The sequence below is a fragment of the Weizmannia acidilactici genome (assembly GCF_008974185.1).
Taxonomy (GTDB): Bacteria; Bacillota; Bacilli; order Bacillales; family Bacillaceae_C; genus Weizmannia; species Weizmannia acidilactici.
Genome location: NZ_BKZP01000019.1, coordinates 42,141 through 63,515 on the forward strand (window position 1 = coordinate 42,141; position 21,375 = coordinate 63,515).

Sequence of the window (21,375 nt, forward strand, 5' to 3'; positions counted from 1 at the left end):
TCCTGCATCCTCAAAGGGTGCAGGATTTTTTTGCCTACGGATCTGCTTCTCTGATCAATTGTAATCTGCGTATTTTTACTGTGCCGTATAGCCGCCATCAACCAGCAAGGAGATACCCGTGACAAAATCGTTTTCGCACAGGAACACGATCGCATGGGCGACTTCTTCCGGCCTGCCGAGCCTGCCGATCGGATGCCTTGTGACTAAGCCGTCATAAAAGTCCCCGAGCGCTTCTTTATTCACCATGCCGGTTTCCACATACCCCGGGCAAACCGCATTTACACGAATTCCTTTTGAGGCATATTCCAGCGCCAGCGATTTTGTCATCAATTTTACGGCGCCTTTGCTTGCGTTATAGGCAAAAGCCCCGGGTTCGCCGACATGGCCCAAAATGGATGCTGTATTGACAATACAGCCCTCGCCAGTTTTCAGCATTTCGCGGATGGCATATTTCGATCCGAAAAATACGCCGTTTTGGTTTACGGAGATGACTTTATTGTAATCTTCAAAACTGAGTTCATGTGTTACCGCCAATGTGCCGACGCCGGCATTATTGACCATTATATCGAGCCTGCCGTATTTTTTAACGGTTTCCGCAACAAGATTTTGAACCGACTTTTCATCCGAGACGTCCGCGCGTATGAATACAACGTCAACTCCGTTTTCTTTCAGTTCTTTTTCAACGGCTTTTCCGCCTTCTTCATTATAGTCGGAAATCACCACTTTAGCCCCTTTTCCGATAAGCGCTTTCACAGTTGCAAGCCCGATTCCGGAGGCGCCGCCTGTAACAATTGCAATTTTATTTTCTAAATTTGCCATCCAAATCCCCTCCCGGATTCATAAAGCCTATTTATTGTACTGTTTTTACTATACTCCCGTTTTGTAAGCGTTGTCAATTTTATTTACCAGATTGTAAGAATTTTTTCAACTCTTTTTTGCCGCAAAGGATTGGAGAATATATTAATAACACGAACACGGATCTGTCCCAAAAACCCCGTTTTGCGCAATTATTTTTAATGGCCATTTTGACTTTCCACTCGAAACGGTCTTTAGAAGCTTTGTAAGAACCACTTTGAAACTATTCGTCCTTCGAAACGGGCCTTAGAAGTTATAAAGACGACTTTCAAACGATTTTTCTCTTTGAAAAAGGTCTGTGCCAAAAGCAAGTTTGCCGGCTTTTGGCGCAGACCCTTTTTGTCTTTTATTCCGCAACTTTTTCTTTTCTTTCTTTGCTTCGTTTTTCGAGCACCATCTTTTTGAAATTTTTCTGCTTTTCTTTCGGCCAGGATTTGAATTCTTTCAGGAACTTCTCGTAATTTGGCAGCACCTCATCAATCGGTCCGTATTGCTTGATTTCCCCGGCCTCGAGCCACATCGCCTTTTTACAGAATTTTTTCACCTGGCCCATGGAGTGGCTGATGAAAAAAATGGTTTTTCCCGCTTCTTTAAATTCATTCATCTTATCAAAACATTTATCCGCAAAAGTCTGGTCCCCGACAGACAGCGCTTCATCAATCACCAGTATATCAGGATCCACATTAACGGAAATTGCAAAACCGAGCCTTGACTTCATCCCGCTCGAATATTTTTTTACAGGCTGTTCAATGAATTGCCCAATATCCGCAAATTCAATAATTTGAGGCGTAAGCTCTTTAATTTGCTTTTTTGTAAAACCGAGCATTAAACATTTCAACTCAATGTTTTCCAATCCGGTCAATTCATTATTCAGGCCCGAATTGATGGCAATAAGCGATGTTTCGCCGTTTAATTCGATCGTACCCGTCGTAGGCGGTATAATGCCGGTAATCAAATTGGACAAGGTCGACTTACCGGCGCCGTTTACCCCGACAACGCCGATCACATCGCCTGCGCTTGCTTCAAACGTAATATTTTGCAGCGCATAAAAGTCATCGCCGTATCCGCCGGGCAAAATAATATCCAGTATTTTTTCCGAATTGTTCCGGTACATCTTATACCTTTTCGAAACTTGATGGAATCTGACAGATATACTCATATATAAGAACTCCCTGTGTTCATTTATGTCATGATTTAATTATTATACCGAATAGGCCGCCGTTCGTTAAGGGCAAAACATCGGAAACGTCATTTGGTTCCCCTTGCACGGGCAATCCCCACAAACAGGCAAATGCCGGCTAAAATTCCGAAACTGTCAAAAGTGACCACATCAATAAAATGCCCTGTTCTGCCGCTGATAAACGTCTGGTGCCATTCATCGAGATTGGCGTATATGAAGCTTGCCAAAAATCCGGCCGGAACCGCATAACGGGTGGGAACGGACGCCATGCGGAGCGTGAAAAGGACGAGCAAAGTTAAAACCATGTATTCCATTACATGGCATGCTTTCCGGATCCAGAATTCGATAAAATCATACGGCAGCGTAGACGTCACAAGCGCGCCGCCGTAGTAAAACTCCACTTTCGGCAATGAACCTGCATTCAAATGGATCAGCTTTTCCAATTCCGGGCGCATGTCCTGCTCCTTATAAGGCTGGTTTGAAAAAGCGAACATAACCGCCATAAACAGGATGCTCAAAACCGCAAACAGCACGGCGTTTTGTTTTTTCTTCATGAGCAATGCTAAAACCCTCCCTCTTCGCTTCTTCCATTGTACATGAGCGAAAGGAATGTTGCACCCCTTTTGGGATTTTTGTATGTGTCAATTTTTTCTCGGCAGGGTTTATAATGTCGGGTATTTCAAGGCACTCTTTTTGTACACTTAGATTACCGCGCTTTGCTTGCTTTCCTGGATAAGCTGTGTCCTTTGATTTTTAAAAATGAAAGAATTGCAGAACTTTTCCCAGACATTTTTATGAAAAAAAGCCAAACCTTATCGGTCGGCTCTTAAAAATTGATCAATTCTTTTTATAGTAATCGATAATGCCATCATAAATCGCCTGTGCATTTTTTGACTGGTAAGTGGCGGAGGCCAGTTTTTTGAGATCCGTACTGTTGGACAGGAAACCCAACTCTACCAAAATAGCAGGCATCGTGTTTTCGCGGAGGACGTGAAGATCCTTGTAAAAATATCCTCGATTTCCATAGCCGGAAGCGTAGCCCATTGCAGCTGCAACCCTTGCCTGCACATAAGAAGCCAGTTTGATGCTGTTGGTAACGCGCGAAGCAGTACCGTTGTTGTTATTCGGGTAGAATGTTTCCACACCGTAAGCGGAGGAACTGCTGGAAGTATTGGAATGGATGCTGATAAACAGATTTGCTTTTGCATTCTTCGCAATGGAAACGCGCTGCGAGAGGGTAGGATACGTATCACCGGTTCTCGTCATGACGGTTTTCAGCCCGCTGTTTTGCAGGAGCGATTGGACTTTTAACGCAACAGCCAAATTAATGGTTTTTTCATAGATTGTACTGCCGTTTAATTTGCCGCTGGCCCCCGGGTCGCTTCCCCCATGGCCGGCGTCGATGCAAATTGTCTTACCGTTCAGGTTAAGCAGATAACTGGCACTGACATAACCCTTGGCGGTTCCGTATGCCACATAGGCCCAACCGTTGGAAACACTGTATACTTTCACTTTATCGCCGTAATACAATACTTTTAAAATCGTGCTGCCGCTGCCTGGGCTTTTTCTTAAATTTAAGGCGCTGGCCGTTACGACTTCATATTGATACGACGATGACCCTGTACTGGGCGTTGTGGAGCCCGTTGTGCCGGAAGAAGACGCCGTGCTGCCCGTCTTGGTATACTTTTTCAAATATTTCGAACTTGCGTAGCCTTTTTTGCTGCCGTATTGGATGTAGGCCCAACTGTTTTTAATAGAGTATACTGTAACTTTTGTCCCCTTTTTGAGCAAAGCTATGGTGCCGTAGTTTTTTCCCGGGCCTTTGCGCATGTAAAGGCTGGTGGCGGTTACGGTATATGTCCCGAGAGAAGCAGCGGCCACTTTTTTCAAATACTGGCTGCTTGCATAGCCTTTTTTGCCTCCGTATGATATGTAAGCCCAGCCGTTTTTGATAGAGTATACTGTGACTTTAGTCCCCTTCTTGAGCAAAGCTATGGAACTGTAGTTCTTGCTGGGGCCTTTCCTCATATACAGTGCTGTTGCCGTAACCTGGTATTGGCCGAGGGAAGTTGCCGCATAAGCGCGCTCGTTTGGCTGCGGCAGCGCACAGAGCGAAATGAGGAATGCAACGGCAGAGAGCAACAGTATTCTGCGTGCTTTGGCCATCTTTTTTTCGACCACCCTTTCTTTTGTTCTCTATTGTTCTATCACGCTACCAGTTTATCACATGTTTTGATAGTTTTTGGCATAAAATATTCTATTTGTAGAACATTTTTCATATTTTTTCAAAATTAGGCACAGTGGCCTATTCTTTCTGCCAAAGCGTGTAACATTTTGCTGTTGGCACCTCCGTGGATTTTGCGGGAACGGAGCACAAAAAAGGTGTCCCGGCCAGTAAAAGGATTTTGGGACACCTCGTTTTTTTTAAAGCATTTCATTCACAAGGTTCATAACTTCATCGCTTAAACGTTTATTCAGTTTTTCGCTTGCATCGAGGGAATCGGCTTTGACGCCGAAGTAGAATTTCACTTTTGGTTCTGTTCCGGACGGGCGCATGCAGAACCACGAACCGTCTTCGAGGAAGAATTTCAGCACATTCGATTTCGGCAGTTCAATCGCTGAAGTTTCCCCTGTTTGAATGTTCGTCCTTACTTGCGATTGGTAGTCTTCGAGCGCGGCCACCTGGATGCCCGCCACTTCTTTTAACGGGTTGGCACGGAAATTGGCCAGGATTTCGGAGATTTTTTCCGATCCTTCTTTCCCTTTCAGTGTAAGGGAGGTCAAAGATTCTTTATAATAGCCGTAGCGTTCGAAAATATCGAGCAGGCCTTCATACAAAGTTTTGCCCTGCGATTTATAGTAGGCGGCCACTTCCGCCGCAAATACTGCCGATTGGACGGCGTCTTTATCGCGGACAAAATCGCCGATTAAATAGCCGTAGCTTTCTTCGTAACCGAATAAGAAAGTGTGCGCGCCGATTTGTTCAAATTCTTTAATTTTTTCGCCGATGAATTTAAAACCGGTCAATGTATCGATCGTAGGAATGCCGAAAGACTTTGCAATATCGCGTCCGATTTCCGAAGTCACGATTGTTTTTACGACAACGCCGTTTTCCGGAAGCGTGCCCTGCCTTTGTTTTTGCGTCAGTAGATAATGCAGCATGAGCGCACCTGTCTGGTTCCCGGTCAAAACCTGGTACTTTCCTTCTTTATTTTTTACTGCGACGCCCAACCGGTCTGTGTCCGGGTCAGTGCCGAGTAAAAGGTCTGCGCCGCTTTCCTCCCCATAGCGGATCGCCAGTTCAAATGCGGCATGTTCTTCCGGGTTTGGCGATACAACGGTTGAGAATTCGGAATCCGGCAGTTCCTGTTCTTTGACGACTGTCACGTTTTTAAAGCCGAAGTTTTCAAGCCCGCGCCGAACCGGAAGATTGCCCGTCCCGTGGAGCGGCGTATAAACGATCTTAAATGAATCCGCCACCGAGTCGATCACTTCTTTGTTTTGGCGGAGTTTGATGAGCTGTTCCTGGTACGCCTTGTCCACATTTTCGCCAATGTAAACGAGCAGGCCTTTTTCTACAAGTTCTTTTTCTTCTGCCACTTCAACAAGCAGCTCATTTTCGACGCGGTTCACGTAGCCGATCAGCTCGTCCGCTTCTTTCGGCGGCAACTGCCCGCCGTCCGGACCGTACACTTTATAGCCATTGTATTCTTTCGGGTTGTGGCTTGCCGTGATCACAACGCCGGCATAAGCATGCAAATAACGGACCGCAAACGATAACAGCGGCGTCGGATGGAGGGAGTCAAATAAATAAGTCTGAATGTCGTGCTTACCGAGCGTTTTCGCCGTTTCAAGCGCAAACTCCGGAGACTGCCGCCTTGAATCGTACGCAATTGCAACGCCGCGCTTTTTGGCTTCTTCCCCCTGGTCCAAAATGAAATTCGCCAGCCCTTCAGATGCTTTGCGAACCGTGTAGATATTCATGCGGTTCGTGCCTGCGCCCAGTTCCCCGCGCATACCGCCCGTTCCGAATTCCAAATTTTTATAAAAACGGTCTTCCAAACTTTTCTCATCGCCGCTTACCTGGGACAATTCTTCTTTTAAGGAAGCATCCAACCCCGCAAAGCGGTTCCATTTCTCATAAGAAGTTTTCCAATCTGTACTCATGTTGGCCTCCTACATAAATTTTTCTATTTCCATCTTAGCATAATTTCAAAGAATTCCCAGACCCTTTCTATGTGAATTTCGAATTGCCGGCCGGGCTTTCCCCGTTGCATAGAAAGGGGGTGTCCCATAAGCCTTTAAAAGCTGAAATCATACGATGATCGCGAAATTTACGGACCCATGCGGAAAGCGAGTAAATTTCGTAATCATCGCACTTTTTCCTAGTTTATCGGCTTTTTGGAACAACCCCATAAAAAAATCCGCAAAAGTGCGAATCCCTTCCAAAGAGTCAATTTACCTTTTCCACCATTTCCCGAAAAATGCCATTCCAGTTTTTGGAACGGGCGAGCCGGATGCGTGCCTGCCTGTAAACTTCATCCGCACTTTCCTCCGCCATTTTCTGGCATAAACGCATAAAATCTTCCGGATCATCGCTTTCCGTATAGGCGTAAATGCCTTCAGCAGCATATTTTTTCGTAGAAGGCAGATGCGCGCCGACTACGGGTTTGCCGGCTGCCAAAAATTCAAACAGCTTCAGCGGGAAAACGGCTGCGTTATAGGAAGTCGGTTTATACGGCATGACCCCTACGTCAATCATCTGCATATATGCCGGCACTTCCGCGGGAGGAATGCTCCCTTTCCATACGACGTTTTTCGTCTGCAGCAGGCGCCGGAATTCATCGGAGCGCCCCGTCCCGTCTGGCCCGACGAGAAAAAACAGCCATTCCGGATGCCGTTCGGCCGTTTTTTGAATGAGTTTGAAATCCAATTTCGGCTTAATCCCGCCGATATACCCAAAAACCGTTCCGCTGTGGGAAACGGGGGCGCCGTTTCGTTTTTCCACTCCCGCAAAAGCAGCAAACTCAACACCATTTTCCAGCGTATGCACATGCGGCACACGATCCGGGCCGAGCCTGTTAAGCACCTGGCTGTACAAATAGTCTGATGTGCAAAAGATGGTACCCGCTTTGTGGATGACGCGGTCTTCCGCTTGTTGGACCACTTTTCGGCGTAGGAACGAAACAGCCGTTTGCCTGCCTTCCATCGGATACGACCATAAATCGCTGCAGTCATACACCGTTTTATCCCATGGAAAGAGCTCCGATAGTGCGGGGAAACCGGGAAAAGTGTACCATAAATAATATTTGCCCGCCTTTTCCCGCTCCAGTTCATCCAAGAAGGCCCGCAGTTTTTTTTCATAGAAAAAATCGATATATCTCCCAAACCGGAATATTTTATTTGGAAACAAATCCGGAATGGCCCATTCGATGATCCCGTTCGGCAGTCTTCTCCGTTCCGGCTCTTTTTTGTCAGGGACCGGGCAAAGCCAAATGACTTTCCCCTCCCGTGTTTCGTTTTGTAAAAATTCCGCGAGGCGGTGGCGCCGGTAGCGGAGGCGGTCATGGTTCCACCTGCCGGCTGCAACCACTACATGTACTGTACCCAATGTTTTTGCCCCCATTCTTAATAAATCCTTTTCCGGACGGCATTCGCAGCGTAATGGACAAAACACCAAGAAGCCGCAAGCAGCCCCAGATTTTCCATTTCGCGGTATACATACCAGTTCTGCTTTGCCATTTTCCATTTATTGCTCGAGAGGGATGCGTTGTTGCCGACCCGGTATTCCGCCAGATTTTCATCCAAACCGTACGCAGCCGTCCCTTGTTTTAAAATGGAGAGCCACGTCGCATAATCCTGCCTGGTGCGGATATTCGGCATTTGAATATGGCCGAGCTGCCCGCGGTCAATCATCACCGTTAAACAGCCGATAATGCTGTTTTTCAACATATCTGTATAACAGACGCAGGACGGTGCATGGACGGCCTTGTTCAGCGGATTGCCGTCCCGCCCGATCATTTCGTACCCTGTAAAAGTAAAAGCATGCCCGTTTTTTTCCATAAATCCGAGCTGCCGTTCAAGTTTTTCCGGCTTCCAGCGGTCATCGCTATCCAAAAAGGCCACATACCGCCCTTTTGCATAGTTCAGCGCAATATTCCGCGCTCTGGCGGCACCGCCGTTTTCCTGAAGGGCCTCGACCCGGATGCGGGAATCCTCCGCTTCCAGCCGCAGCAGTTTTTTTACAGTATCATCTGTTGAACCATCGTCGACCACGATCATTTCCCAGTCCGGAAATGTTTGCCGTATCACTGATTCGATGGTGTCTTCGATCGTTGAACCGGCATTATAGGCTGGTGTAATAATGGACACGCATGGTGCTTTTTCCCCCATTTAAAAGTCCTCCCCATGTTTCCGTTTTTTCACCAATTCCAATAGCAAAATCAGCATGCATGCAATGGCGATGCCCAACAGCGTACCTAAAACAGCGCGTTCTTTCCGCGAGAACATTTTTTCTTCCAATTGCGGAGCATCTGTCCCCGGATCGAACCGCACCGCTTTCTCCATCGAAAGCTGCTCCATTTTGAGTTTGTACAGCCATTTCACCTCTTCCGCCGTTTCCCTGCCGTCCGCTTTGATTTTTTGTAAATCCCCGATTGCCTCTTCCACCACCTCCATTCGTTCCTGATAACGTTTCTGGTCTTCCCGTAAAAACGCATTTACAATGCTGTCGAGCTGCGACGCGGCAGCCCCGGACGTCCCGGTTAATGACAGCTGGATTTCGCTGCTGTTTACCTTTGACACTTTTAAGTTGCTTAATAGTTGCGCTCTCTCTTCCCCGCTTAAGTCCGGCAAATTCTTTTGATAAAAAGCATTATTTTCAAGTTCCAGCACCACCTGGTCGGGGTTATTCATGATGTCATCCTGATAGTTTCCAAGAAGAATGGCCGCTTCAGCCGTGTAATGCGCAGGCATGTTCCCGGCTGGCGACGCCCATCCGATGATCCCGAAAATAACCGGAAGCAGGATGATGAAGAACATTGCTTTTTTAGTTAGAAACCGCTTTTTCCACACGTCGTCCATCACTTTCTCCTTGTAAAGAAACGTTTTGGCACGCCCTGGCTTCCCGTGCTGCCACTTTTGAAACCGATACAACAGCTGCAGCCAGGCCAAGCAGCACCCAATGGAAATACAAATTGCTCACAGAACTCGGGCTGATACTGGCAAATAGGAATGCAGCCAGCGCCGCCATGCAGCCTTCCACCATCATTTTTTGTTCCCGACTTCTTGCGGACGGATAAAGCCGGTATAAACTATACAGCAAATACGCATACATGCCGGCATAGCCAAGAGCAGGAAACACCCCGAAATTGCCGAGAATTTCCGCAAACCAGTTATGCACTTCGTACACCCCGTGCGTATCCAGCGTCGCATGATATTTTAAATAATAAGGCATATTCCCCGCCCCGACCCCGAAGCCGTACGTGTCCGCGAGATTATGAAACGTATTGATCAGCAGGCGGAGCCTTTCAAGATTTGACGGCAATGGCCCCGGACCGCCCGCTTGGACGGCTGCGGCATACAGATTTTGAAAAACGCTGGCGGCACGGCCGGTGAGCAACGGGACCGCGAACACCACGATGAAGCAGGCAATCATGGCGCACCATTTTTTGAACCGCGCCGGAAGAAGAATAAATCCATAGAATGCGAGGCCCGCAAACACCCCCAATAAACTCGCCCTCGATTCCGTCAGATCAATGAGGTAAATGCACAGGGCGGACATTACCAGCGCGGCAAATTTGGAATAGATGATTTTGCCGCTTTTCGCAGCCGCCAGATACAAAAAGAAAGAAATCGATAAAAATGCGGCAAAATCATTTTGATTCGTAAACACCGCCGTCGGGTAGGACAATTTATAAGCAGGGCCGCCGTAAAGGGTGGAGCTTGGCAGCTGGATATGCGCAAAATGGTTGGCAAGCCCGATTCCAACCAGGACGGCTGCCATGCCGAGCCAAATTTGGTAAAAGCGTAACGTGCCGGCAATATCCTTCATCACCACTGTTGCGAGGAGAACAAACATCATGCCCATGCCGAGCAGAAGCATGTATTTTACGCCGGCCAATACCGAAGGCGCCCAAAGCAGCGATATGAGACCGTACAAAAACCAGGCAAGTAAAAAGATGGTGATGCCCTTTAACGGAAACGGCCCCCATTTTTGAGGCAATTGCCTGCTTTTCCATACGTATGCTGCGAACAGCGCCATCACGACGATAAACAGCAGCCGATATAAAAAAATGGTAAAAAACCCGATATGGATCCGGAAAAAAGACTGGTTTAAAAATGTGGACGCAATAAACGCGTACATCGCCCACTGTAGAATTTTCTCCAGTTCCAACGGGGAAACGGCTGCCATGCCATAAAAGCAGGCCATCCCGGCCATTCCGCATACAAACAACAGAATCGGCATTTTCGCGGGAATGAAAAGATACAAGGCCGCTGCTGCAATGGCGGCAAAAGCAAATGCCGCGGCAGCCAGCCGATACGTATGATGATTTTCCATTTCCTTTTCTCCTGTTTATTTTTTCGGGGCCTTGCTTCCGGACCGGAACACGTTAAGAGGGTTGCAACAGAAGATTCCCCCTTGCATCATCCATCGTCTTTCTGATGCCCTCCGGCAATCCGACAGCCGGTTCCCACCCCAATAAGTTTTTTGCACCATCATTGGAAAGGAGGCTGTGGCGGATATCCCCTTCCCTTGCTTCGGCAAAGGAGACCTCCAAACCGGTTCCGGCCGCTTTTTGCATCATGCCAAGCAATTCCTGGATGGAAACGGATTTTCCGGAAGAAATATTCACGCAAAAATTTCCGCGGACCGCGAGCGCCCTGGCGTTTGCTTCGGCAACATCGCGCACGTAAATAAAATCCCTCGTTTGTTCCCCGTCCCCGTAAATGACCGGAGGAATCTTCCTTGTAATCCGGTCCGCAAAAATGGCGACGACGCCCCCTTCGCCGTTTGCATCCTGGCGTGGGCCGTACACATTGCTGTAACGTAAGATTCCGTACGGCAGGCCGTAAAATTTACCGGCCATTTTGAAGTATTGCTCGACCGTCCATTTTGAAAGTCCATAGGGGGACTCGGGCCTTGCCGGGTGAAAAGGGGTAATCGGCAGTTCGGCGGGATTACCGTATACCGCTGCAGATGAGGCGAATAACACTTTCCTGGCCGATACCCTTACTGCCGCCTTGATGACATGCAATGACCCTTTCACATTCACCTCTTCATCAAACAAAATATCCCTTATAGACCCGGGTACACTGACTTGGGCAGCCTGATGGACGATATAATCAGGATGGATCGACACGATTAAATCAATGACCCGGGGATCGGTAATATCGCACGGATAGACTTCAATTGGCAGATGGGCGATATGATGCCGGCTGCCTGTCGAGAAGTTATCGATCACCGCAACCTCATACCCATGTTCCAAAAGCACTTCGGCAATATGGGAGCCGATGAACCCCGCGCCCCCTGTGACAAGCACTTTACCCATTTGCGTTTCCTCCCCGGGAGCTCTTCATTTCCACCCTGCCGGTAACCGCCGGCCTCCCGATCGATACATATGTAAACCCCAGCTGCGCCATCACATCTAAATCAAAAACGTTGCGGCCGTCAATGATGACCGGCTCTTTTAAAAGGTTTTTCACTTTATTTAAATCAAGTGATTTCACTTCATCCCAATCGGTTAAGATGGCGCATGCATCCGTATTTTGGATCGCTTCATAAATATCGTCCGTATAGGAGCACTGGTAACCAAGCTGTCTTTTCGCCCTTGATATGGCAGCCGGATCAAAAGCTTTCACCATCGCGCCTTTTTCCCGCAGCATCGGGATCACATCAAGCGACGGCGCATAGCGGACATCATTTGTATTCGGCTTAAACGAAAGCCCTAATACGCTGATTACTTTCCCTTCGAGCGAACCTAGTGTTTTTTCAATTTTGGCTACGAAATCTTCCCTTTGCCGGAAATTCGTTTCAATCGCCGCTTCCAGCATTTTGAAATCAAACCCGTTAATTTTTGCCAAATAATGGAGCGCCGCCGTATCTTTCGGGAAACACGATCCCCCGTAGCCAATGCCCGCCTGTAAAAAAGATTTGCCAATGCGGCTGTCGGCGCCGATACCTTCCGATACTTGATCGACATCTGCGCCGACCCGTTCGCAGATCAACGCGATATCATTGATAAAAGATAATTTCGTTGCCAAAAACGCATTGGCTGCGTATTTGATCATTTCGGCCGTTTCGATGGACGTATGGATGATTTTTGTCCGGAACGGCCGGTGGATTTCTTCCATGATTTCAAAAGCCCGGCTGCTGTCTGTGCCGATCACCGCCCTCTCCATCTGCATCGTATCGCGGACCGCTTCCCCTTCCCTTAAAAACTCCGGGTTAGAAACAACATCAAATGCCACATTCCCTTTTGCATGGTGCCGGACGATGGAAGCGACGAGCCTTCCCGTCCCGACAGGCACCGTACTTTTATTGACAATGATTTTATATCCGTTGAGATGTTTCCCGATCGTTTCGGCCGCTTCCTTTACAAAGGAAAGATCGGCATTTCCGGTGCGGGACATCGGCGTTCCTACCGCAATAAAAATGACATCGGATGCCCGGACCGCTTCCTTGATATTGGTTGTAAAACGCAGGCGGCCTTGCTTAGTATTTTTGTCAACAAGCGTTTCAAGCCCCGGTTCATAAATCGGCATCCGGCCGAGATTTAACCCTTCAATTTTTTCTTCATCGATATCGCAGCAAATGACCCGGTTTCCGGTTTCCGCAAAACAAGTTCCGGTAACGAGCCCGACATATCCTGTTCCAATGACGGCAATCTTCATGATTCAACACTCCTTGTTCCGGATGTTTTTTACCTTGCGCCTTCCCCGGTCAACAGCACTTTGAATGTTTTTCCTATGATTTTCATATCAAGGCTGAATGACATTTGCCGGATGTAGGCCAAATCGTACTGCAACTTTTCATAAGGGGATATATCATAGCCGCCGTTTACCTGTGCCAGCCCGGTCAACCCCGGCTTTACAAGCAGGCGGTTTTCGAATCCTTCAATTTCCCGCTCGAATTGGGCGACGAACACTGGCCTTTCGGGACGGGGTCCGACAATGCTCATCTCTCCCGTTAACACAAGCAAAAGCTGCGGCAGCTCATCAATCCGCGTTTTTCTGATCAACGCCCCGATTTTTGTCACACGCGGATCGTTTGCTTCCGCCCATTTCGCTCCGTCTTTTTCAGCGTCCATCCGCATCGACCGCAGTTTGATGATGCGGAAAACTTTTCCGTTTTTCCCGACGCGTTCCTGTATATAAAAAGGCGGGCCGAAATCTTCCAAAACGATGAGGACGGCAAAGATGAACACAACGGGCAGTGCGAAAAGAATGCCGATTGCAGACAGCACAATATCTATCCCTCTTTTGACATGCAAATATTGCTTCGTCTGTTTTGAAAGATAAACGCCGTTTGTGAGCATAGCGGATTCATGGACAGAAAGCCGGATACTTTTATCAGCACCCATTTGAATTCACCTCGCTGTAGGATCTGCTTGTTCGGTTTCTGGTGTTTGATCAGCTCCTTTTCAATTGCTTGAAAATATAAATAGTGGCTGGCCCTGTAATTGATCATAGCCTGCCACTGTATCGTTTGAATTGAGAAATAATTAAGAAATTGTAAATGAATGTTAATTTTTGATAAAGCTCGCAGAACAATAAAAATGCCGCAAGCATAGAAGCCTGCAGCCTAACTCTTTTCCAAATTCAACTGTTTTGCGCGGAACATGTTCCAAATATTTTTTATGGCCGGCATTTGGATCCCTGACACCGCCAAAAACAAAGCAATGTTCAGCAATTCGATGCCTTTTAAAGGAAATGCATTTGCCAATGCCGCAAGAAACATGACGGCGGTAACCCAAAAATGTTTTCTTAACGGGAACCCTTCCCAATTTTTTTCTGAGAAAAAACTCCTTCCCCAGAAAAAGAACACGTAGGAAACGCCGGTTGAAACAGCTGCCCCGACCGCTCCGAAATGCGGAATCAGCAGCACACTCAACAACAAGCAGGTGGCAATCGAAATGAAGCTTACCCAGATGTTCAAATAACTTTTTTTCGAAAACACAATCCCCAAAGTTGTCGTCTCGCTGACCGTATATAAAACGGGCTGGAGACACAAAAAACCGATTAAATAGGCGGCATCCGCATACCCCGGGGACAATAGCAGCACAACGAGCCGCTTGCACGTCAAAATGGTGAAAAAAAGCCACGACATGACAAGCAAAACGCCTTCGCTCACCAATTTAAAATACACCATCCGCCGTTTTTCATTGAACCACCGGTACGCGGTCGGCACCCAAAAGTTGGTGAAGCTTGTCTGCACGATCGACAAAAGCGCAGCAATTTTCAAGGTCGCGGCATAAATCCCGATCTCTTCGTAGCTGCTCCATGCGCGGAGGCCCAGCCTGCCGAAGGAATTTAACAGACTTGTGACCGAAGCCGCAACGGCAAGCGGCAAACCGAACTTTAGCAGCCGGGCGGCGAGCCTTTTATCGGGGCGGAAATGTTTCACCAGGAAATAACGCCTGTACCGGATGATCAAATACAAATCGCCGAGAATCTGGCCGACCACCGTCGAATACAAGACCGCGAGAAAATCGCGGCGGATGAACAAGACAAAAACGAGCGTGGCAACAAGTAGCACGGCTTTGATCAGGAGATTAAAAAACGAGTATTCAAACGCCCTTTCTTTCATGCGGATGGATAGAAGGATAAACCTTTCCAACACCATGAACACAATCATGATCCCGAATAAAGCGGATGCAAGCACATAACGCCCCTCTCCAAACAGCACACGGGAAACGAAATGGCTGTCCAATACAATCACCGCGCATACGGCAGCCGCCAAACCAAGCGGAATCAAGAGGGCATTCCGGAATAAATCCGCTTTGTTATCCGCTTCATGGTATTCCCTTGTATAGGCCTGGTCCACCCCGAGATACAGAAAAGTACCGATTAAGGTTTGGAACAGTATAAACATGCTCGCTTTCCCGTACTCTGCAGGGGAAACGAAATGGGTTGTCACCGGGATCGTGATAAATGAAATGAAAGCCCCGCCGACCGGCCCGATCGAAAAGCCGAACAGTTTTTTCATAAATGGTTTCATGGCTTCAAGCTTCCTTCGAACATGTCCATTAAGCGCCGGTTCAGCTTTTCAATGTGAAAAGATTCTTCCACCGTTTCCCGCGCCCGCCGCGCAATCATCGGCCATGATGCTCTTTTTTCCAAAGCTTCCCGGAGGACAAGCGCAAGTTTTCCTGCATCCCGTTCTTCCGTAAGAAAGCCGTTCTCTTTGTCGCGGATCAGTTCCGGAATTCCGCTGTGGTAAGTGGAAACGGCAATTTTGCCCATTGCCATTGCTTCCATCAACAGCACCGGAATCCCTTCCATATCCCCGTCGCGGGCCGTCACGCTCGGCAGCAGCACGATATGCGCTTGTTTCATGATTTCAACCAGTTCTTCCTGCGTTTTCCACCCTAAAAGGCGGACGGCTGAACCAAGGCCCCGTTCCTTGATCTCCTGTTTCAGCCGGCCTTCGAGCGGGCCGCCGCCGACAATCCAATACTCCACACTGATCCCCTCACGGATAAGCCGGTCCACGGCCGCGATGCTGTATGCGATGCCTTTTTTCTCCACAAACCGTGCCACCGTCAACATTTTAATGGTTTCATTTTCATGCGGGAAAAGCGGGCAGAAATCAAACTTCTCTGTATCAATCCCCATATGGTGGACACGGATATTGGCAGGGGGAGCCCCCAGGTTGATGCATCTTTTTTTCCAAAACTCACTGATCGGCAGTAGCACCGCATCCGAACGGAAAAGTTTGCTGTACACATTTTCCCCTTTCTGCCGGACAAACCTCAGCATATCGTAGCCGTGAAAGGTGACAAAAAGCTTTCCTTCCAGCACACCGCTGTCAATCAGATGCTGCGCGAGCAATCCGTTCGGCCCGAAATGGGCATGGATGATATCAAACTTGCGGGTGTCCGCTTTCTTAAGCGCCCGGACCATGTACATCAAATTCGGCTGCCTGGCAATGTCGCTGAAATGGATATCCGGCCTGCCGGGTCGCAAGCTGGTACGTGCGGTGAAGCGGGCCAAATGGATCAAGTAAAGGGCCGTTTTCTTCCATTTTTGTTCCGGTTCACGCGCATGAAAATAAACTGTATGATCGAGCAGGCGGTACTGCGCTACTGCCTCGTGAACGCGTGCATTGCCATCGCTTTTTTTGGCGAGGACCGTGACCCTGTGCCCTGCATCGATCAGACCGGTGATTTGATTTAAAATAAAAGTTTGCGAGAGTTTAGGAAATTCCCCCGCGATAACTAAAATATCCATCTATTTCCCTCATTTCGCTGTTTTCGAATGAGGGCCAGCCACTGTTTAATTGGAATATAGCGTAAAGAATTGAAAGAATCAATCTTTTTTGATGTGATTTTGCCAAAATGCTGTGCACAAATCCGGGTATAGAATGGAAAATTGGGCCTATAAGGAATGACCTGCTGCCGCCGGATATGGCAATATGCACAACTGCCGCCTCCTTTTGTTTTTTTGGCAGACGAGCAAGATTGTTTGATTACCCAGCCTGCCTGTTTTTCCCCCATCTAACTTTTATGTATCCCTTTTACTTTTATAGTGGGCGGAAAAAACGTTGCTGTAGACCCACTCGGCTGTTCATTGCTATGATAAGAATGTACAATAATTGGGTGTGATTTCAATGAATGAAGAAAAATACCATAATTTAAAGCTGGGCGAATACGGAATCATGATCAGCATGACTGCCTATTTAAGCTTGTCGGCGCTGAAACTCCTTATCGCCTACCATACGGATTCAAGCGCTTTAAAGGCAGACGGGCTGAATAATATTACGGATATCCTTTCTTCGATTGCAGTGTTGATCGGGCTGAGGCTGTCTAGGAAACCCGCAGACCATGACCATCCTTACGGCCACTGGAAAGCGGAAAATGTCGCTTCAATGGTCGCATCTTTGATCATGATGGGTGTCGGTTTCCAAGTATTATATGACGCCATACTTTCGATTGTCCACGGAAAGTCGCAGTCCCCGGATATGGTTGCGGCTTGGACCGGTTTATTTTGCGCCGGGGTCATGTTCGGCGTCTACCTTTATAATAGCCGTTTGTCAAAAAGGATTAACAGCCAGGCCGTCCAGGCAAGCGCCATGGACAACTTGTCGGACGCCTGGGTCAGTGTCGGCGCCAGCATCGGGATTATCGGTTCTCAGTTCCATCTTCCGTGGCTCGATCCGGCAGCAGCGCTGATTGTCGGCGTGCTCATCTGCAAAACAGCCTGGGAGATTTTCCGCGATACATCCCACCTGCTGACGGACGGCTTTGATGAAGCAGAATTGGAAACGTACAAAGATAAAGTTTTAAGCATTGCCGGCGTCCAAAGTGTGAAAGATATCAAAGCGCGGCATTACGGCAACAACACCGTCATTGACCTTGTCATCGCAGTCGACCCCTCCCTCGACCTCCGCCACGCCCACGATATTTCAACGAAAGTGGAAGATTCATTGATCAAAGATTGCAAGATTTATGAAGTGATCGTCCATGTCGAACCGAGCGAAAGCTGAAATGCTTCCTTGGCCAGCCTGAAGCCGCGGCCAAGGAAGCATCCCGTCCACGGCTGCGAAAAAGGATGCGGTTTGGGCAGGGCCGTTATAGTGATGAAAAGGGGCCGCCCCAAAAGCCCCTTTTAAACAAGTAATTTTAAGATTTTTCCTTGAACTGGTCCATGGCAACTCTGTAAGGATCAATTTGACTTTATTTTCTCCTCGAATTGTTCATTAGCAATTCTTAAAGCGGGGCTTGTTCCAAAAGCCAGTCCTCTGGCTTTTGGAGCAGCCCCTTTTTCACATTTTTACAATCGTCCGGCCCTGCAGTTTGCCTTCCAAAATGTCCGCTAAGGCCCGGGGGACTTCTTCCAGGCTGATTTCCCGGACGATTTCGCTTGTTAGATGTTCCGGTTTGTAATCGCTGGCCAACCGTTCCCATATTTTTACGCGCAGGTCCATCGGGCAAAAAACAGAATCAATGCCGAGCCAGCTCACGGCACGACCGAGAAACGGCGTAACGGTCGTCGTTACTTCCGTTCCGCCGGTAAGGCCGCTTGTCGCTACCGCCCCGCCATACCGGAGCGTGCTAATGATATATTGCGTTGTTTTTCCGCCGACCGGGTCCACCGCAGCGGCCCACTCCGTTTTGCGGATGGATTTTTGCTCGTGATCGACAATCGCCTCCCTGCCGATCACCCGTTTCGCACCGAGCCGCTTCAAATAATCATGCGCGGATGTTTTGCCGGTAGCGGCCGCCACTTCGTATCCTCTTTTTGCCAAAATGTCAACGGCTACACTGCCGACGCCGCCGCTTGCCCCGGCAACGAGCACCGGCCCCTGCCCGGGTTTGAGCCCATGGTCTTCCAATTTTTGCACGGAAAGTGCAGCGGTAAAGCCGGCTGTGCCTAAAATCATCGATTCTTTTAACGTCAATCCTTTCGGCAGCGGCACAACCCATTCAGCCGGGACGCGCGCCATTTCGCTGTAACCGCCGCAATGGCCGGTTCCAAGCTTGTAGCTAGTGACGATCACTTCATCGCCTTCTTTGAAACGACTGTCTTCGGATTGCAGGACGGTACCGGCCAAATCGATTCCGGGAATAAACGGGTACGATTTTACAAAGCTTCCTTTGATGCCGACAAGCGCGTCTTTATAATTGACGCTTGAGTAAGCGACCTTTACTGTTACCTCCGCTTCCGGCAGCTGGCCGATGTTCCAATCCCTCACGGAGAGTTCCGGTTTCGTTTCCCCTTTTTCCATCACCAATGCATGAAAAGTACTTTTCAATGCTAAACACCTCTTTTTATTCGGCCCTTGTTAAGTCCAAATTATTTTGGTAAACTTCCTCATCCGAGGAAAGCTTGTACCCCATTTTCGGATTGTAGTCAATCGTCACTTTATTATGAAGCTGTTTTTGGCTTGACTTTGAAATTAGCATCGAAATGCCGTATACATTAAACAAATCGTCATCTTCGCGTTTGCAGTCAAGTTTCAAATAATGCTCCACGGCAATCGAGCAACTCCCGACAAAAACTGCTTCAATCCGGATCCCTTCACCTTCATTAAAATAGATTTGCTTAAATTGGGAGAGTGCAGCGGGTTTGATAATAATTTCCATTTTCTTCACCTTTTCTTTCGCAAATGTAATATTTCTTTCTACTACCCGCTTTCCTTTTTTTGCAAAACAGGCTTTCACTTTTTTCATATTCCACAGGGGGCCAATATTTTCCTTCTTTTCGGCTTGGACTTGGAGGGAGGGGGGGAGATACCCACATAGGTATTTTAAAGGCTGTCCGCTGATTTATCGGGGTTTTCGTTGATTTTTTCGTTTATCGCTGATATATTTGGAATCTTTGCTGATTTTCTCCCTTTTTTCGCTGATTTCGGATTGCGGAACGATTTAGAACATGGCGGATACCCCTGGAGTCGGCCAGATTTTTTACTGTTGCATGCTGGTATGTTTCCACTTTCCGCTGATTCCGCCACGATCAGAATGGAAATGATAAGAATACCCGATGATGATGAAAATTCTTTCTCAGCGATATTTTTGAGAAAAATATACAAAAATTTCCAGACACCTTATGATTTTTCCGGCAATTTTTTCAGCCGGTTGAATAAATATAATAATAGAAAAAATCAATCTTGAAAATCCAATAATGCCGAATATTGCGAATAAATTTAACCTTTGTTACAATAGTGTAAACATTTCAAATTTAAAATTTTACGAGGATGTGTTTGTTAGATGAATTTGCCCCAGTTGTACAACACGACACTCTCCGAAGAAATCCTGGAGATTTTTGATGATCTCCATGCCCATCCTGAACTCAGCATGGAAGAATACCGTACCACCCAATTTTTGAAAGAGAAATTAACCGGACTCGGATGCCGTGTGAAAACGTTCGGAGATGATCCCGGCGTCGTTGCCGAATTTGGAAGCGAATCCCCTGTAGTCGGCATCCGCGCTGACATGGATGCCCTCTGGCAGGAAGTGGACGGGGTATTCCGCGCCAACCACTCTTGCGGGCACGACGCACATATGGCAATGGTACTCGGGACATTAATGTATTTTAAAAAAATGAATATCCGGCCAAAAGGAACAATCCGCTATATTTTCCAGCCGGCGGAAGAAATCGGCCAGGGCGCAAAGCTGATGATCAAAAAAGGGGCCGTAAATGACCTGGAATATTTGTTTGGCGTCCATCTCCGCCCCGTGCAGGAGACGAAAAATGGGCACGCCTCCCCTTCCATTCTCCACGGCGCGAGTGCAACCATCACCGGGAAAATTATCGGGGAGGATGCACATGCCAGCCGACCGCATCTCGGGACGAACGCCATCGAAGTTGCGGCTTCCCTTGTGAATGAACTTGCCCATATCCACGCAGACCCGCTTGTGCCCCATTCGGTTAAAATGACACAACTCCAGGCCGGCGGAACTAGCACCAATATCATCCCGGGGCAGGCCCATTTCAGCCTTGATCTGCGCGCGCAAACGAATGAAGTGATGGAGCACCTAATCGGTCAGGTACAACGCGCCGTGCATACGATCGCCGAATTTTTCAACGTCAAAATCGAGCTGTATGTCCCGGATTATCTTGCCGCAGCCACAATGAACCGGGAAGCAGCAGACATTATGGCGGCCGCCATTCGTGAATGCCTCGGCAATGACAAATGCGATCCTCCACTTGTGACGACAGGCGGGGAAGACTTCCATTTTTACGCAAAAAAACGGCCTGGCTTAAAAACGACGATGCTCGGCCTCGGCTGCGGGCTCACCCCGGGGCTTCATCACCCGCAGATGGCATTCGACCGGAAAGCCATCCTCACAGGCGTCCAAATTCTCTCCTCCGCCCTGTTAAAAGCGCTGGATGCCGCCAACTAAACAAATTGGAAGGATTTCGCCGGTTACGTTTTTTATAGTCACGGCTTTGGATCATTTGAATGTACCGGCCTACGGCAAATATTTTGTCTCTGTATTTTTTCCCAACATGCAAAAACCGGTCCCGGAATTAAAAAATCAGGTGTCTGTTTAAACATGATTGTTCTTTATACCTTTCCAACGCTTTTCACAGGAAGGCTTTTCTTCTTAAAATAAAGTTTATGTTTGTATCTTCATAAAACGTAATTTCACAATCGAGTAGGAGGAGGTGACTAA

19 protein-coding genes are annotated in these 21,375 nt (G+C 47.9%); 3 read left to right on the plus strand and 16 right to left on the minus strand.

Going from position 1 to position 21,375, the window contains the following annotated elements; translation table 11 throughout:
- Positions 1–75: 75 nt before the first annotated feature.
- The 14 genes from BpJC4_RS09740 to BpJC4_RS09805 form a co-directional block, all read right to left on the minus strand.
- Complete coding sequence (locus tag BpJC4_RS09740; RefSeq protein ID WP_151681183.1) at positions 76–819, minus strand: SDR family NAD(P)-dependent oxidoreductase; 744 nt, start codon at positions 817–819, stop codon at positions 76–78.
- A gap of 382 nt (positions 820–1,201) precedes the next feature.
- Positions 1,202–2,014 (minus strand): teichoic acids export ABC transporter ATP-binding subunit TagH, encoded by an 813-nt coding sequence (tagH, locus tag BpJC4_RS09745; RefSeq protein WP_151681184.1) that lies wholly within the window; start codon positions 2,012–2,014, stop codon positions 1,202–1,204.
- Between the two features lie 89 nt (positions 2,015–2,103).
- Entirely contained in the window at positions 2,104–2,589 is a 486-nt protein-coding gene (locus BpJC4_RS09750) for a VanZ family protein (RefSeq protein ID WP_151681201.1), read from the minus strand.
- 283 nt (positions 2,590–2,872) lie between these two features.
- Positions 2,873–4,201, minus strand: a complete 1,329-nt coding sequence (locus BpJC4_RS09755) for an N-acetylmuramoyl-L-alanine amidase family protein (protein WP_151697825.1) — start codon at positions 4,199–4,201, stop codon at positions 2,873–2,875.
- 258 nt (positions 4,202–4,459) lie between these two features.
- Positions 4,460–6,202 (minus strand): phospho-sugar mutase, encoded by a 1,743-nt coding sequence (locus BpJC4_RS09760; RefSeq protein ID WP_151681186.1) that lies wholly within the window; start codon positions 6,200–6,202, stop codon positions 4,460–4,462.
- Between the two features lie 286 nt (positions 6,203–6,488).
- Positions 6,489–7,646, minus strand: a complete 1,158-nt coding sequence (gene tuaH / locus BpJC4_RS09765; protein ID WP_308689802.1) for a teichuronic acid biosynthesis protein TuaH — start codon at positions 7,644–7,646, stop codon at positions 6,489–6,491.
- 17 nt (positions 7,647–7,663) lie between these two features.
- Positions 7,664–8,428, minus strand: a complete 765-nt coding sequence (tuaG, locus tag BpJC4_RS09770) for a teichuronic acid biosynthesis protein TuaG (protein ID WP_151681188.1) — start codon at positions 8,426–8,428, stop codon at positions 7,664–7,666.
- Complete coding sequence (locus tag BpJC4_RS09775) at positions 8,429–9,118, minus strand: YveK family protein (protein ID WP_151697827.1); 690 nt, start codon at positions 9,116–9,118, stop codon at positions 8,429–8,431.
- Positions 9,084–10,595, minus strand: a complete 1,512-nt coding sequence (gene tuaE / locus BpJC4_RS09780; RefSeq protein WP_151697828.1) for a teichuronic acid biosynthesis protein TuaE — start codon at positions 10,593–10,595, stop codon at positions 9,084–9,086. The genes BpJC4_RS09775 and tuaE overlap by 35 nt, the downstream gene beginning before the upstream one ends.
- A 52-nt stretch (positions 10,596–10,647) precedes the next feature.
- Positions 10,648–11,586 (minus strand): NAD-dependent epimerase/dehydratase family protein, encoded by a 939-nt coding sequence (locus BpJC4_RS09785; RefSeq protein ID WP_151681191.1) that lies wholly within the window; start codon positions 11,584–11,586, stop codon positions 10,648–10,650.
- The gene (gene tuaD, locus BpJC4_RS09790; RefSeq protein WP_151697829.1) at positions 11,579–12,928 is read right to left on the minus strand and encodes a UDP-glucose 6-dehydrogenase TuaD; all 1,350 of its coding nucleotides are present in this window, start codon (positions 12,926–12,928) and stop codon (positions 11,579–11,581) included. The genes BpJC4_RS09785 and tuaD overlap by 8 nt, the downstream gene beginning before the upstream one ends.
- 29 nt (positions 12,929–12,957) lie before the next feature.
- Positions 12,958–13,617, minus strand: a complete 660-nt coding sequence (locus tag BpJC4_RS09795; RefSeq protein ID WP_151697830.1) for a sugar transferase — start codon at positions 13,615–13,617, stop codon at positions 12,958–12,960.
- A gap of 221 nt (positions 13,618–13,838) precedes the next feature.
- Positions 13,839–15,254, minus strand: coding sequence for a lipopolysaccharide biosynthesis protein (locus BpJC4_RS09800; protein WP_151681194.1), 1,416 nt, complete (start codon positions 15,252–15,254; stop codon positions 13,839–13,841).
- Positions 15,251–16,486 (minus strand): glycosyltransferase, encoded by a 1,236-nt coding sequence (locus BpJC4_RS09805; protein WP_151697831.1) that lies wholly within the window; start codon positions 16,484–16,486, stop codon positions 15,251–15,253. The genes BpJC4_RS09800 and BpJC4_RS09805 overlap by 4 nt, the downstream gene beginning before the upstream one ends.
- Positions 16,487–16,865: 379 nt before the next feature.
- Here BpJC4_RS09805 and BpJC4_RS09810 point away from each other — a divergent pair, with 379 nt between their 5' ends.
- On the plus strand, positions 16,866–17,741 hold the full coding sequence (locus BpJC4_RS09810; RefSeq protein ID WP_172967412.1) for a cation diffusion facilitator family transporter: 876 nt from the start codon (positions 16,866–16,868) through the stop codon (positions 17,739–17,741).
- 279 nt (positions 17,742–18,020) lie between these two features.
- Here the strand turns inward: BpJC4_RS09810 and BpJC4_RS09815 are convergent, their stop codons facing one another.
- Both BpJC4_RS09815 and BpJC4_RS09820 read right to left on the minus strand, forming a co-directional pair.
- Positions 18,021–19,010 (minus strand): acrylyl-CoA reductase family protein, encoded by a 990-nt coding sequence (locus BpJC4_RS09815; protein ID WP_151681197.1) that lies wholly within the window; start codon positions 19,008–19,010, stop codon positions 18,021–18,023.
- 16 nt (positions 19,011–19,026) lie between these two features.
- A complete protein-coding gene (locus BpJC4_RS09820; protein ID WP_172968355.1) occupies positions 19,027–19,341 on the minus strand; it encodes an iron-sulfur cluster biosynthesis family protein in 315 nt (104 codons plus the stop codon).
- A 198-nt stretch (positions 19,342–19,539) separates the two neighbouring features.
- Between BpJC4_RS09820 and BpJC4_RS09825 the strand changes: the two genes are divergently transcribed.
- Positions 19,540–19,869 (plus strand): hypothetical protein, encoded by a 330-nt coding sequence (locus BpJC4_RS09825; RefSeq protein WP_151681199.1) that lies wholly within the window; start codon positions 19,540–19,542, stop codon positions 19,867–19,869.
- A 96-nt stretch (positions 19,870–19,965) separates the two neighbouring features.
- Positions 19,966–21,102, plus strand: a complete 1,137-nt coding sequence (locus BpJC4_RS09830; RefSeq protein WP_151681200.1) for a M20 peptidase aminoacylase family protein — start codon at positions 19,966–19,968, stop codon at positions 21,100–21,102.
- Positions 21,103–21,375: the final 273 nt, after the last annotated feature.

Bases quoted from the DNA above. Each gene is read 5' to 3' on its own strand.
- BpJC4_RS09740 (WP_151681183.1), bottom strand. From the start codon at position 819: ATGGCAAATTTAGAAAATAAAATTGCAATTGTTACAGGCGGCGCCTCC.
- tagH (WP_151681184.1), bottom strand. From the start codon at position 2,014: ATGAGTATATCTGTCAGATTCCATCAAGTTTCGAAAAGGTATAAGATG.
- BpJC4_RS09750 (WP_151681201.1), bottom strand. From the start codon at position 2,589: ATGAAGAAAAAACAAAACGCCGTGCTGTTTGCGGTTTTGAGCATCCTG.
- BpJC4_RS09755 (WP_151697825.1), bottom strand. From the start codon at position 4,201: ATGGCCAAAGCACGCAGAATACTGTTGCTCTCTGCCGTTGCATTCCTC.
- BpJC4_RS09760 (WP_151681186.1), bottom strand. From the start codon at position 6,202: ATGAGTACAGATTGGAAAACTTCTTATGAGAAATGGAACCGCTTTGCG.
- tuaG (WP_151681188.1), bottom strand. From the start codon at position 8,428: ATGGGGGAAAAAGCACCATGCGTGTCCATTATTACACCAGCCTATAAT.
- BpJC4_RS09775 (WP_151697827.1), bottom strand. From the start codon at position 9,118: ATGGACGACGTGTGGAAAAAGCGGTTTCTAACTAAAAAAGCAATGTTC.
- tuaE (WP_151697828.1), bottom strand. From the start codon at position 10,595: ATGGAAAATCATCATACGTATCGGCTGGCTGCCGCGGCATTTGCTTTT.
- BpJC4_RS09785 (WP_151681191.1), bottom strand. From the start codon at position 11,586: ATGGGTAAAGTGCTTGTCACAGGGGGCGCGGGGTTCATCGGCTCCCAT.
- tuaD (WP_151697829.1), bottom strand. From the start codon at position 12,928: ATGAAGATTGCCGTCATTGGAACAGGATATGTCGGGCTCGTTACCGGA.
- BpJC4_RS09795 (WP_151697830.1), bottom strand. From the start codon at position 13,617: ATGGGTGCTGATAAAAGTATCCGGCTTTCTGTCCATGAATCCGCTATG.
- BpJC4_RS09800 (WP_151681194.1), bottom strand. From the start codon at position 15,254: ATGAAACCATTTATGAAAAAACTGTTCGGCTTTTCGATCGGGCCGGTC.
- BpJC4_RS09805 (WP_151697831.1), bottom strand. From the start codon at position 16,486: ATGGATATTTTAGTTATCGCGGGGGAATTTCCTAAACTCTCGCAAACT.
- BpJC4_RS09810 (WP_172967412.1), top strand. From the start codon at position 16,866: ATGAATGAAGAAAAATACCATAATTTAAAGCTGGGCGAATACGGAATC.
- BpJC4_RS09820 (WP_172968355.1), bottom strand. From the start codon at position 19,341: ATGGAAATTATTATCAAACCCGCTGCACTCTCCCAATTTAAGCAAATC.
- BpJC4_RS09830 (WP_151681200.1), top strand. From the start codon at position 19,966: ATGAATTTGCCCCAGTTGTACAACACGACACTCTCCGAAGAAATCCTG.